The organism is Citrobacter sp. S55_ASV_140 (assembly GCF_018919505.1).
GTDB classification, from domain to species: domain Bacteria; phylum Pseudomonadota; class Gammaproteobacteria; order Enterobacterales; family Enterobacteriaceae; genus Citrobacter; species Citrobacter werkmanii.
Genome location: NZ_JAHLQZ010000117.1, coordinates 1 through 12,859 on the forward strand (window position 1 = coordinate 1; position 12,859 = coordinate 12,859).

10 protein-coding genes, 2 tRNA genes and 1 pseudogene are annotated in these 12,859 nt (G+C 52.4%); 1 reads left to right on the forward strand and 12 read right to left on the reverse strand.

Annotation, left to right across the window (positions count from 1 at the left end; genetic code table 11):
* The 11 genes and pseudogenes from KQJ18_RS16100 to KQJ18_RS16150 form a co-directional block, all read right to left on the reverse strand.
* The coding region (locus KQJ18_RS16100) for a DEAD/DEAH box helicase (protein ID WP_216422299.1) at positions 1-190 on the reverse strand (190 nt) is incomplete at its 3' end.
* Positions 183-263 carry a protein YrbN gene (gene yrbN, locus KQJ18_RS16105; protein WP_010723222.1) on the reverse strand — a complete coding sequence of 27 codons (81 nt, stop codon included), beginning with the start codon at positions 261-263 and terminating at the stop codon, positions 183-185. The genes yrbN and KQJ18_RS16100, both read right to left, overlap by 8 nt.
* A 106-nt stretch (positions 264-369) precedes the next feature.
* Positions 370-1,254, reverse strand: a pseudogene (gene nlpI / locus KQJ18_RS16110) (lipoprotein NlpI).
* Positions 1,255-1,363: 109 nt separating this feature from the next.
* Positions 1,364-3,499 carry a polyribonucleotide nucleotidyltransferase gene (pnp, locus tag KQJ18_RS16115; RefSeq protein WP_038634187.1) on the reverse strand — a complete coding sequence of 712 codons (2,136 nt, stop codon included), beginning with the start codon at positions 3,497-3,499 and terminating at the stop codon, positions 1,364-1,366.
* A 246-nt stretch (positions 3,500-3,745) separates the two neighbouring features.
* Positions 3,746-4,015: a 30S ribosomal protein S15 gene (gene rpsO, locus KQJ18_RS16120; RefSeq protein WP_000059465.1), complete on the reverse strand. Its 270-nt coding sequence runs from the start codon at positions 4,013-4,015 to the stop codon at positions 3,746-3,748.
* A gap of 273 nt (positions 4,016-4,288) precedes the next feature.
* A complete protein-coding gene (gene truB / locus KQJ18_RS16125; RefSeq protein ID WP_042311264.1) occupies positions 4,289-5,233 on the reverse strand; it encodes a tRNA pseudouridine(55) synthase TruB in 945 nt (314 codons plus the stop codon).
* Positions 5,233-5,637, reverse strand: a complete 405-nt coding sequence (rbfA, locus tag KQJ18_RS16130; protein WP_003024988.1) for a 30S ribosome-binding factor RbfA — start codon at positions 5,635-5,637, stop codon at positions 5,233-5,235. Before rbfA ends, truB begins: the two co-directional genes overlap by 1 nt.
* 220 nt (positions 5,638-5,857) lie before the next feature.
* Positions 5,858-8,548 (reverse strand): translation initiation factor IF-2, encoded by a 2,691-nt coding sequence (gene infB / locus KQJ18_RS16135; RefSeq protein WP_038634196.1) that lies wholly within the window; start codon positions 8,546-8,548, stop codon positions 5,858-5,860.
* A 24-nt stretch (positions 8,549-8,572) separates the two neighbouring features.
* Complete coding sequence (gene nusA, locus KQJ18_RS16140) at positions 8,573-10,060, reverse strand: transcription termination factor NusA (protein WP_038634199.1); 1,488 nt, start codon at positions 10,058-10,060, stop codon at positions 8,573-8,575.
* Between the two features lie 28 nt (positions 10,061-10,088).
* Complete coding sequence (gene rimP, locus KQJ18_RS16145; RefSeq protein WP_003024996.1) at positions 10,089-10,541, reverse strand: ribosome maturation factor RimP; 453 nt, start codon at positions 10,539-10,541, stop codon at positions 10,089-10,091.
* A gap of 207 nt (positions 10,542-10,748) precedes the next feature.
* A tRNA-Met gene (locus tag KQJ18_RS16150) sits at positions 10,749-10,825 on the reverse strand.
* A gap of 334 nt (positions 10,826-11,159) precedes the next feature.
* Here KQJ18_RS16150 and argG point away from each other — a divergent pair.
* The gene (gene argG, locus KQJ18_RS16155; RefSeq protein WP_006687887.1) at positions 11,160-12,503 is read left to right on the forward strand and encodes an argininosuccinate synthase; all 1,344 of its coding nucleotides are present in this window, start codon (positions 11,160-11,162) and stop codon (positions 12,501-12,503) included.
* Positions 12,504-12,699: 196 nt separating this feature from the next.
* Here argG and KQJ18_RS16160 read toward each other — a convergent pair.
* Positions 12,700-12,786, reverse strand: a tRNA-Leu gene (locus KQJ18_RS16160).
* Between the last annotated feature and the right edge of the window lie 73 nt (positions 12,787-12,859).

Sequence of the window (12,859 nt, forward strand, 5' to 3'; positions counted from 1 at the left end):
GCGGTAAAGAGAACGCTGCCGTTTTGCCGCTACCGGTCTGGGCCATACCCAGAACATCGCGACCGCCCAGCAGATGCGGAATGCACTCTGCCTGGATTGGAGATGGTTTTTCGTAACCCAGATCGTTAAGGGCTTCAAGGATAGGAGCCTTCAGGCCCAGATCTGCAAAAGTGGTTTCGAATTCAGCCATGTAGTACGTGTGCCTCAAAATTAATGGCGGCCAGTCTACATAACTCATCATGAAATTGATCTGCAATTTTCATTGAAAAGTGTGAACCGGCTCAAAGTAGGTGTATTAACGAACAACAACGCCCTCACCCGTGAAGGTGATGGCAATCAAAAAAGATTACGGGCTGATGTGTACGTCAGCTATTGCTGGTCCGATTCTGCCAGGTCATCTTGGTCCTGGCCCAGGAGCGATAATTCCAACAATGCGTATCGGTGCTCAACAAAGTTATGAACGTTGTTAGCCACCGCCAGTTTGAACAATGCCGTAGCGTTGTCCAAATCCCCCAGACTTAGGTAGTACTTACCTAAATAGAAGTTGGTTTCACTGAGATGCTCAGCGAGCGAGGTGTTATCCGTTGCGTCCGCCTTCAGGCGTTCCATCAGCGTTGCTTCGCTAATGTTGCCCAGGTAGAACTCGACAATGTTCCATCCCCATTGCTCTTTATCCGATTTCTCGAAGCGTTGGTTTAACGCTTCTTTAGCCTGCTTCTCATCGAGCTTCTGCTCGGCAAGATAAAGCCACAGACTGCGGAAAGGATCATTGGGATCGTCTTGATAAAACGCCAGCAGATCATCTTGCGCTAACTTGTCGCGACCGCCGTAATACAATGCGATACCGCGATTTAAGTACGCGTAGTTGTAAGTTGGATCAAGCTCAAGTACAGAATCAAACGCTTCATAGGCAGCATCAAAATTGCCTGCCTGCGTTAAATATATACCTAAGTAATTGAATACTTCAGGCATATCTGGTCGGATTGCCAGCGCTTGTGAAAAATCATTTCGCGCCAGTGCCCTCAGACCGAGACTATCATACAACACTCCGCGCTCATATAAAAGCTGTGCGCGTTCGTCATCGGTTAAAGCCCGACTGGCAAGAATTTGTTCCATACGTGCCAGAATCACTTCCTGCTGCAAAGTCGGTTGCAATGGTACTGCGAGGACTTCACTCTTACGCTAGGCGGAATTACTACATCCAGCCAGCGTGAGTGCTGTCGCAACGAAACACCAGCGCAAAAAAGGCTTCATTTCCCACTCCCGAAGACAACGATTGAATGAACGTCCAGGTTCCCCGGTTGCTAACAAGGCGTCCTGCCGGGTTAAAGGCCCTCCGTTCTCACGGAGGGCAATGGCAACCTTACTCGCCCTGTTGGCTTACCGGAGCTTCCGGTTCGCCTGCAGGCTGAGACTGCTCAGTTGCTTCTTTAATGCTCAGACGTACACGGCCCTGGCGATCAACTTCCAGAACTTTAACCGGTACTTCCTGGCCCATCTGCAGGTAATCGGTCACTTTCTCAACGCGCTTGTCAGCGATCTGAGAAATGTGTACCAGACCTTCTTTACCGCCACCGATGGCAACGAATGCGCCAAAGTCAACGATACGGGTCACTTTACCCGTGTAGATACGACCTACTTCGATCTCTGCGGTGATCTCTTCGATACGACGGATAGCATATTTCGCTTTCTCGCCGTCGGTCGCTGCGATCTTCACTGTACCGTCATCTTCGATTTCGATAGTAGTGCCAGTTTCTTCGGTCAGGGCGCGGATAACAGAACCGCCTTTACCGATAACGTCTTTAATCTTGTCCGGGCTGATCTTGATGGTGTGGATACGTGGAGCGAATTCAGAGATATCGCCACGCGGCGCGTTAATCGCCTGTTCCATCACACCCAGGATGTGCAGACGCGCACCTTTAGCCTGGTTCAGAGCAACCTGCATGATCTCTTTGGTGATACCTTCAATTTTGATATCCATCTGCAGTGCAGAGATACCGTCGCGGGAACCCGCTACTTTGAAGTCCATATCGCCCAGGTGGTCTTCGTCGCCCAGGATGTCAGACAGAACAACATAGTTGTCGCCTTCTTTCACCAGACCCATCGCGATACCCGCAACGGCCGCTTTGATCGGCACGCCTGCGTCCATCAGCGCCAGGGAGGCGCCACATACGGAAGCCATGGAAGAAGAACCGTTAGATTCGGTGATTTCAGAAACCACACGCACGGTGTACGGGAATTTATCCAGTTCCGGCATCACTGCCAGCACGCCACGCTTCGCCAGGCGACCGTGACCAATTTCACGACGCTTCGGAGAACCGACCATACCGGTTTCACCTACGCAGTACGGAGGGAAGTTGTAGTGGAACAGGAAGTTGTCAGTACGCTCGCCCATCAGTTCGTCGAGGTTCTGCGCATCACGGGTGGTGCCCAGGGTCGCAGTGACCAGCGCCTGAGTTTCGCCACGGGTGAACAGCGCGGAGCCGTGGGTACGCGGCAGAACGCCAGTACGCACGTCCAGACCACGGATCATGTCTTTTTCACGGCCATCGATACGCGGCTCGCCTGCCAGTACGCGGCTACGAACAACGTTTTTCTCAATGGCATGCAGGATTTCGCCCAGTTCGTTGGCGTCCAGGGTTTCATCTTCTGCCGTAAGCTGAGCGATGGTTTCAGATTTGATCACGTCAACCTGAGCGTAACGCTCTTGTTTGTCGGTGATACGGTAAGCATCGCTCAGGCGAGCTTCTGCCAGTGCGGCAACGCGCGCGTTCAGTGCTTCGTTGACGGCTTCTGGCTGCCAGTCCCAACGCGGTTTGCCGGCTTCTTTCGCCAGCTCATTGATCGCCTGAATAACAACCTGCTGCTGTTCGTGACCGAATACTACAGCGCCCAGCATCTGGTCTTCGCTCAGCAGTTCAGCTTCGGATTCAACCATCAGTACGGCACCTTCGGTACCGGCAACAACCAGATCCAGCTTGCTTTCTTTCAGTTCGTCCTGAGTCGGGTTCAGTACGTACTGGTCATTGATATAACCAACACGCGCAGCACCGATCGGGCCGTTGAATGGGATGCCAGACAGCGTCAGCGCAGCGGATGCGCCAATCATTGCCACGATATCCGGGTTAACCTGCGGGTTAACGGACACAACGGTCGCGATAACCTGAACTTCGTTAACGAACCCTTCCGGGAACAGCGGGCGAACCGGGCGGTCAATCAGACGCGCGATCAGGGTTTCACCTTCGCTCGGACGGCCTTCACGACGGAAGAAGCTACCCGGGATACGGCCAGCAGCGTAGGTACGCTCCTGATAGTTAACGGTCAGTGGGAAAAAGTCCTGGCCTGGTTTCGCTTTTTTCTGGCCGACAACGGTAACGAATACCGCAGTGTCATCCATGCTAACCATAACAGCGGCAGTCGCCTGACGCGCCATCATGCCGGTTTCCAGCGTAACGGTATGCTGACCGTACTGGAATTTACGAACGATCGGATTAAGCAAAATAATATCCTTTCTCTATTTTTTGACGGCACATTTTTGCGCCATCGTTAATACCCGATCTTCTGCGCACCCTCGCGACTAATGACAACCCTAACCCATACGCATGAGTAAAGCCTCTCATTAGCCGCGCGAACCTCTGCAACGGAAGATCATTCATAGCAACAATACATTAGTTTCCAGCGAATTGCTGCCATCTGCTGGAAAAAAGGGGCCATGAAGGCCCCCTCTTTCTGAAACTCGAAAGAATTAGCGACGCAGACCCAGACGCTCGATCAGCGCGGTGTAGCGTGCAACATCTTTACGTTTCAGGTAGTCGAGCAGTTTACGACGCTGAGAAACCATGCGCAGCAGACCACGACGGCTGTGGTGATCTTTTTTGTGCTCTGCAAAGTGGCCCTGCAGGTGGTTAATCTGTGCAGTCAACAGAGCAACCTGAACATCGGTAGAACCGGTGTCGTTTGCATCACGACCAAACTCAGAAACGATTTTAGCGGTAGCTTCAGTACTTAGAGACATTTTAAAACTCCAAAGTGTTAAGAATGAAAGGATGCCGATCTCTAATTCAGCTATCCCAGTGTATACACTTTATCCTTCAAACTGACTCTGCGTTGGCTGCGTCCGCTCACCTCAGTCACTTGCCTAAGTAAGCTCCTGAGGATTCTCAGACTTGCCGCCTTGATGCAGCTCGAATGATTTTGTGTATACGCCACGCAGATTGTTAAACAATTCACGCGACGTTAAGCGGCAGTATTCTACTCGCAGCGCCCTTTTATCGCAAGACAGAGAGCGCTATGCAGGATACTCAACCACCAGGCGACGGGGGGCGACACGACCTTCATCGTCGATCTCCCCCATGCCGATAAATTTGCCGTCATCGCCTTCCGTCACACGCACCAGGCCTTCCAGCGGGACACCTGTCGTACGTACCGGGTTACCATTTTTAAAGTAAACCGACGATGTTAAAGGCAAATTAACAACAGGATAGTCCGATGCTGGACTGTCCATTGGCATCAGCAAGGGATCAAGCAACTGAGCGGCCGGAATGTTCTGCTGCTCAGCCTGTTCAACCAGCTCGCGCAAGTGTTCCAGCGTCACCATACGATCCACCGGATACTTGCTGACCGTCAGACGACGCAGGTACGTTACGTGCGCACCACAGCCGAGCTTCTCGCCCAGATCGTCGATAATAGTGCGAATATAGGTGCCTTTGGAGCAGTGAACTTCCAGCTCCAGCTCGTTACCTTCATGGCGAATAAACAGCAGCTCATAGACGGTAATCGGGCGCGCTTCACGCGGCACTTCAATGCCCTGACGCGCATATTCGTACAGCTTTTTACCCTGATACTTCAGCGCCGAATACATTGACGGAATCTGCTCGATATCGCCGCGGAAAGTCTCCAGTGCGCTCGCAAGTTGCTCTGCGCTGAAGGTTACCGGACGTTCCTGCACGATTTGCCCGTCAGCATCGGAGGTGTCAGTACGTTGCCCCAGGCGGGCTACTACGCGATAGCGTTTGTCAGAATCCAGCAAATACTGTGAAAACTTCGTCGCTTCGCCGAGGCAGATAGGCAGCATGCCCGTCGCCAGCGGATCCAGCGCGCCGGTATGACCCGCACGGTTGGCATTGTAGATGCGCTTTACTTTTTGCAGTACGTCATTGCTGGACATGCCCTGCGGCTTATCCAGCAGCAGGACACCGTGAATGTCGCGACCACGACGACGAGGACGACTCATTAGTCCTCCTTGCTGTCGTCCGCTGGGTTCACACGACGTTCATCGTCATGTTTCACCACGCTGGTCACCAGGTTAGACATACGCATCCCTTCAACCAACGAGTTGTCGTAGAAGAAGGTCAGTTCAGGCACGATACGCAGACGCATCGCTTTCCCCAGCAGGGAGCGGATAAAACCAGAGGCTTCCTGCAGGGCCTTAATGCCGTTTTTCACAGCCGCTTCGTCCTGGTCGTTAAGGAAAGTCACGAATACTTTGGCATACGCCAGGTCACGGGACATCTCAACACCAGATACGGTAGTCATCATGCCTACGCGCGGATCTTTGATTTCGCGTTGCAAGATGAGTGCGATTTCTTTCTGCATCTCCTGCGCCACACGCTGCGGGCGACCAAATTCTTTCGCCATAATACATTCTCCAGAATAATGACAAAAAAGAGGCCATAAGCCCCTTTTTAAATTTCTTGCCGGGTGGCGCTTCGCTTACCCGGCCTACGCCTAATCATCTTCTAAGGATTTTGGATTGCAACAAGGCGGCAAGCTCGTAAATCCCCGGGAGCATAGATAACTATGTGACCGGGGTGAGCGAGCGCAGCCAACGCCGTTGCGGTCCAAAAGACGACGAAGATTATGCGATGGTACGTTTGATCTCGATGATCTCGAACACTTCGATCATATCGCCAACGCGAACGTCGTTGTAGTTCTTAACGCCGATACCACATTCCATACCGTTACGGACTTCGTTAACGTCATCTTTGAAGCGGCGCAGGGATTCCAGCTCGCCTTCATAGATAACCACGTTGTCGCGCAGGACGCGGATTGGGTTGTGACGCTTGATAGTACCTTCGGTAACCATACAGCCCGCGATCGCACCAAATTTCGGTGATTTAAACACATCGCGCACTTCAGCCAGACCAATGATCTGCTGTTTCAGTTCCGGAGACAGCATACCGCTCATCGCCGCTTTCACTTCGTCGATCAGATGATAGATGACGGAGTAGTAACGCAGATCCAGACTTTCAGATTCGATCACTTTACGCGCAGAAGCATCAGCACGGACGTTGAAGCCAACCAGAATCGCGTTGGACGCCGCAGCCAGGGTCGCGTCGGTTTCAGTGATACCACCTACGCCGGAACCGATGATCTTCACTTTCACTTCGTCGGTAGACAGTTTCAGTAAGGAGTCGGAGATCGCTTCTACAGAACCCTGTACGTCAGCTTTCAGTACGACGTTCACTTCGTGAACTTCGCCATCGGTCATGTTGGCGAACATGTTCTCAAGTTTAGATTTCTGCTGACGAGCCAGTTTAACTTCACGGAATTTGCCCTGACGATACAGTGCAACTTCACGGGCTTTCTTCTCGTCACGCACCACGGTCACTTCGTCACCGGCAGCCGGAACGCCGGACAGACCGAGGATTTCCACCGGAATGGACGGACCTGCTTCCAGAACTTCCTGACCCAGTTCGTTACGCATCGCACGCACGCGGCCGTATTCGAAGCCACACAGTACGATGTCGCCTTTATGCAGCGTACCTTCACGTACCAGGACGGTAGCAACCGGACCACGACCTTTATCCAGGAAGGATTCGATTACCGCGCCGCTCGCCATACCTTTACGAACAGCTTTCAGCTCCAGAACTTCGGCCTGCAGCAGGATCGCATCCAGCAGTTCGTCGATACCGGTACCGGCTTTCGCAGAAACGTGGACGAACTGGCTCTCGCCGCCCCACTCTTCCGGCATGATGCCGTACTGGGACAGTTCGTTTTTAACGCGATCCGGATCCGCTTCTGGCTTATCGATTTTGTTGACTGCAACCACCACCGGCACACCTGCCGCTTTCGCGTGCTGGATAGCTTCGATGGTCTGCGGCATCACGCCGTCGTCTGCTGCAACAACCAGAACCACGATATCCGTTGCCTGAGCACCACGAGCACGCATGGAGGTAAACGCGGCGTGACCCGGGGTATCCAGGAAGGTGATCATACCGTTGTCAGTTTCAACGTGGTACGCACCGATGTGCTGAGTAATGCCGCCCGCTTCGCCAGAAGCGACTTTCGTAGAACGAATGTAGTCCAGCAGGGAGGTTTTACCGTGGTCAACGTGACCCATGATGGTTACAACCGGTGCGCGCGGTTCAGCCGCAGCGCCGGTGTCACGGTCGCTCATTACTGCTTCTTCCAGCTCGTTTTCACGACGCAGGATAACTTTGTGGCCCATCTCTTCGGCAACCAGTTGTGCGGTTTCCTGGTCGATGACCTGGTTGATGGTCGCCATTGCGCCCAGTTTCATCATCGCTTTGATGACCTGAGAGCCTTTAACCGCCATCTTGTTAGCCAGTTCGCCAACGGTGATGGTTTCGCCGATCACAACGTCACGGTTAACGGCCTGAGCTGGCTTCTGGAAGCCCTGCTGCAGAGCGGAACCTTTACGCTGTTTACCGCCTTTACCACCACGAACTGCGGCGCGCGCTTCTTCACGGTCGGCTTTCGATTCAGCGTGTTTGTTGCCTTTCTTCGCCGGACGCGCGGCTTTCGCGCTGCGAGTACGACCACGGCCGCCTTCAACTTCACGATCGTTTTCGTCTTCTGCCTGGCGAGCGTGCTGAGAAGTCGTGACGTGATAATCGCTGGTATCTTCAACAGGTTCAGCGTTATCCACACCATTTTTCTCGTTTTCTTCCGCCATACGGCGAGCTTCTTCCGCTACGCGGCGAGCTTCTTCTTCAAGCTTGCGACGTGCTTCTTCTTCCGCTTTACGTTTCAGTTCTGCGGCTTCATTTTCACGGCGGGCTTTTTCGGCCTGGGCGGTTTTAGTCATATCGTCGGTCTGTTGATTGCTCACTTTGTCTTTTTCCGCAGCTTCACGTTTCGCTTTATCAGCGGCTTCACGCTTAGCTTGTTCTGCGGCCTCACGTTCGGCTTTTTGTTGCGCCTCGCGTTTGGCAGCTTCTTCTGCCTCACGACGGGCTTGCTCTTCCGCTTCACGCTGCGCCTGCTCTTCCGCGGCCAGGCGTTCAGCCTCTTGCGGATCGCGTTTCACAAAGGTGCGTGTCTTGCGGACTTCGATTTGTACCGATTTGCTTTTCCCACCGGTACCTGGAATATTGAGAGTACTGCGCGTTTTACGCTGCAATGTCAACTTATCCGGCGCTGAGCCGTTCTCACGGTTCAGATGCGCCAGTAAGGTTTGTTTCTCTTGTGCGGACACAGAGTCATCAGCAGACTTCCGGATACCTGCATCAGCAAATTGCTGTACCAGGCGATCCACGGAGGTCTGTATCTCTGCAGCCAGCGTTTTTACGGTTACATCTGTCATACTGTTCCTTCCTGCTACAGTTTATTACGCTTCGTCACCGAACCAGCAAATATTACGGGCAGCCATAATCAGCTCACCGGCTTTTTCGTCGGTCAACCCTTCGATATCAGCCAGATCATCAATGCCCTGTTCGGCGAGATCTTCCAGCGTACAAACACCACGGGCAGCCAGTTTGAAGGCCATATCGCGATCCAATCCTTCCAGATTCAGCAGATCGTCAGCCGGTTTGTTATCACCGAGGCTTTCTTCCTGGGCCAGTGCCAGAGTGGTCAGTGCGTTTTTAGCACGCTCGCGCAGCGCTTCAACGGTCGGTTCATCAAGGCCGTCAATTTCCAGCAGTTCTTTCATTGGCACGTAGGCCAGTTCTTCCAGCGTCGCAAAACCTTCTTCCACCAGAACTGTCGCGAAATCTTCATCGATATCGAGATATTTGGTGAAGGTATCGATGGCAGCATGTGCTTCAGCCTGATGCTTCGCCTGCAGGTCATCAACGGTCATTACGTTGAGTTCCCAACCGCTCAGTTGTGAAGCCAGGCGGACGTTCTGACCGTTACGTCCAATCGCCTGAGCCAGGTTACCGGCTTCAACCGCGATATCCATGGTGTGTTTGTCTTCATCCACCACGATAGAAGCGACATCTGCTGGCGCCATTGCGTTAATCACGAACTGCGCCGGGTTATCATCCCACAGGACGATATCGATACGCTCGCCGCCCAGTTCGGTAGAGACCGCCTGAACGCGCGCACCGCGCATACCCACACACGCGCCGACCGGATCAATACGCTTATCGTTGGTCTTAACGGCGATTTTCGCACGAGAGCCCGGATCGCGAGCAGCCGCTTTAATTTCAATCACTTCTTCGCCAATTTCTGGCACTTCAATGCGGAACAGCTCAACCAGCATTTCCGGTTTGGAGCGGGTGACGAACAGTTGCGCACCGCGCGCTTCCGGGCGCACAGAGTACAGAACACCGCGAATACGGTCGCCTGGACGGAAGTTTTCGCGCGGCAGCATGTCTTCACGCAGGATCACGGCTTCAGCATTGCTGCCCAGATCCAGGGAAATGTTGTCACGGTTAACTTTTTTCACCACACCCGTAACGATTTCGCCTTCGTGTTCGCGGAATTGATCAACAACCATTGCGCGTTCAGCTTCACGTACTTTCTGTACGATAACCTGTTTCGCAGTCTGGGTGGTGATACGGTCAAAGGTGACAGATTCAATCTGATCTTCAACATAGTCGCCCACGTTCAGGCTTTCGTCTTCGAAGCGTGCCGCTTCCAGCGTAATTTCTTTGGTTGGCTGGGTAACTTCTTCTACGATTACCCAACGACGGAAGGTATCGAAATCACCGCTTTTACGATCAATTTCTACGCGGACGTCGATCTCTTGCTCATATTTTTTCTTTGTTGCTGTAGCCAGCGCACTTTCCAGCGCTTCAAAAATTTTCTCGCGTGGCAGCGCTTTTTCGTTGGATACGGCTTCAACAACAGCCAAAATTTCTTTGTTCATCGCGGGCTTTTCACCTCAATCCAGACTGTTAAAAGTGGGGAACCAGGTTCGCCTTCTGGATATTACTCAGCGCGAACACTTCATCTTTACCTTCGACTGTGACCGTGATCATCTCACCGTCCACCGCTTTGATAACGCCCTGCCATTTACGACGATTTTGAACCGCCATACGAAGAACCAGCGTGACTTCTTCCCCCAGGAAACGCACGTAGTGTTCAGCAGTGAACAGAGGACGGTCGAGACCCGGCGAGGAAACTTCCAGGTTATAGGCAACGGTGATTGGGTCTTCGACATCCATCACGGCGCTTACCTGATGGCTCACATCAGCACAATCATCAACATTGATGCCATCTTCACTATCAATATAGATGCGCAGTGTGGATGTGCGACCGCGAATAAATTCGATGCCGACCAGTTCGTAGCCCAGGGCTTCAACCGGGGCTGTAATCATCTCTGTTAATTTTTGCTCTAATGTGGACAAGCCCACCCCCAAGACATAAAAAAAGGGCCTAAAGCCCAGTTATTCTGTAGTCAGATAACAAAAAACCCCGATAAATCGGGGCTTTAGATAACTGAACCCTATAACCGCACCTGCGGTTCGGAGAACCTTCCGAAAGAATTTTTTTCAAATCCAGCTACGAAGGCCTAAGTCTTCACAGTATATTTGAAAAAGAACTCTAAGGGAAAGTGGTTGCGGGGGCCGGATTTGAACCGACGACCTTCGGGTTATGAGCCCGACGAGCTACCAGGCTGCTCCACCCCGCGCCTGAAACGTGGCAAATTTTACTCGTTTTGGGTAAAAAATGCAAATACTGCTGGGATTTGGTACCGAGGACGGGACGTAAAATCTGCGCACAGTATATTGATACTCTATGTGTTATGTCAACCTTGTTACCACTATGCAAATCAATGAATGCTGACCAGCGGGTGGTAATCAAGATAAATGTACCGGCCGCGCCGTTATTTAACGAAATTATCACTAAACTCTTCCTGTCATCCAGAAAAGATGATTAAATGAAAACTCATTTATTTTGCATAAAAATGCATTTAGTATAATAAGCCGACCTCTTCACCAGTCTATCAAGCAGGGTTTTATTTTATGACGACGATTCTCAAGCATCTCCCGGTAGGTCAACGTATTGGTATCGCTTTTTCCGGCGGCCTGGACACCAGTGCAGCACTGCTGTGGATGCGACAAAAAGGGGCTGTCCCATATGCATATACTGCGAATTTGGGCCAGCCGGATGAGGATGACTATGACGCCATTCCTCGCCGCGCAATGGAATATGGTGCTGAGAATGCTCGCCTGGTAGATTGCCGTAAGCAACTGGTTGCCGAAGGGATCGCAGCCATTCAGTGCGGCGCCTTCCACAACACTACTGGCGGACTAACCTATTTTAATACCACCCCACTGGGCCGTGCAGTCACCGGCACCATGCTGGTTGCCGCCATGAAAGAAGATGGCGTGAATATCTGGGGTGACGGCAGCACCTATAAAGGCAACGATATTGAACGTTTCTATCGTTACGGCCTGTTGACCAACGCGGAACTGCAGATTTACAAACCATGGCTGGATACCGATTTTATCGATGAACTGGGTGGTCGCCATGAGATGTCCGAATTTATGATCGCCTGCGGTTTCGACTACAAAATGTCTGTCGAGAAAGCGTACTCCACTGACTCCAATATGCTCGGCGCGACCCACGAAGCGAAAGACCTGGAATTCCTGAATTCCAGCGTCAAAATCGTCAACCCGATTATGGGCGTGAAGTTCTGGGATGAGAGCGTGAAGATCCCGGCAGAAGAAGTGACCGTACGCTTTGAACAGGGTCATCCTGTAGCGCTAAACGGTAAAACCTTCAGCGACGACGTTGAGATGATGCTGGAAGCCAACCGCATCGGCGGTCGTCACGGTCTCGGCATGAGCGATCAGATTGAAAACCGTATTATTGAAGCTAAGAGCCGTGGTATCTATGAAGCCCCGGGGATGGCGCTGCTGCACATCGCTTACGAGCGTCTGCTGACCGGTATCCATAACGAAGACACCATTGAGCAATATCACTCTCATGGCCGTCAGTTGGGCAAACTACTGTACCAGGGCCGCTGGTTCGACTCGCAGGCGTTGATGCTGCGTGATGGTCTGCAGCGTTGGGTCGCCAGCCAGATTACCGGCGAAGTGACGCTGGAGCTGCGCCGCGGCAACGACTACTCCATCCTCAATACCGTCTCTGATAATCTGACTTACAAGCCAGAACGTCTGACCATGGAGAAAGGCGAGTCAGTATTCTCACCTGACGATCGTATCGGCCAGCTGACTATGCGTAATCTGGATATCACCGATACCCGCGAGAAGCTGTTCGGCTACGCGAAAGCCGGTCTGTTGACCGCCTCTTCAACGACCGGCCTGCCGCAGGTTGAGAATCTGGAAAACAAAGCGAAGTAAGCATTCATCATTTTAAGGCCGCGAAAGCGGCCTTTTTTATGCGCGGAATATAAGGTGTCTGTAGGCCTGATAAACGTAGCGCCATCAGGCGTTGCAATAATGTCGGATGGCGGCGTAAACGCCTTATCCGACCTACAGACAGCCACGAGTAACAGACGAAAAAAAAGACGCTTTGCAGCGTCTTTTTTCTGGAATTTGGTACCGAGGATGGGACTCGAACCCACAAGCCCGTTAGGGCACTACCACCTCAAGGTAGCGTGTCTACCAATTCCACCACCTCGGTACAGAATACTTAGTGTGGGATATCGCTGGTCGGCTGAGCCGGAGCAGCTGGCTGAGTTTGCTCGGTTTTCGCC

Excerpts from the sequence above, each read along its gene's own strand:
- yrbN (WP_010723222.1), bottom strand. The coding sequence starts at position 263 with ATGAAAATTGCAGATCAATTTCATGATGAGTTATGTAGACTGGCCGCC.
- rpsO (WP_000059465.1), bottom strand. The coding sequence starts at position 4,015 with ATGTCTCTAAGTACTGAAGCTACCGCTAAAATCGTTTCTGAGTTTGGT.
- truB (WP_042311264.1), bottom strand. The coding sequence starts at position 5,233 with ATGAGTCGTCCTCGTCGTCGTGGTCGCGACATTCACGGTGTCCTGCTG.
- rbfA (WP_003024988.1), bottom strand. The coding sequence starts at position 5,637 with ATGGCGAAAGAATTTGGTCGCCCGCAGCGTGTGGCGCAGGAGATGCAG.
- infB (WP_038634196.1), bottom strand. The coding sequence starts at position 8,548 with ATGACAGATGTAACCGTAAAAACGCTGGCTGCAGAGATACAGACCTCC.
- nusA (WP_038634199.1), bottom strand. The coding sequence starts at position 10,060 with ATGAACAAAGAAATTTTGGCTGTTGTTGAAGCCGTATCCAACGAAAAA.
- argG (WP_006687887.1), top strand. The coding sequence starts at position 11,160 with ATGACGACGATTCTCAAGCATCTCCCGGTAGGTCAACGTATTGGTATC.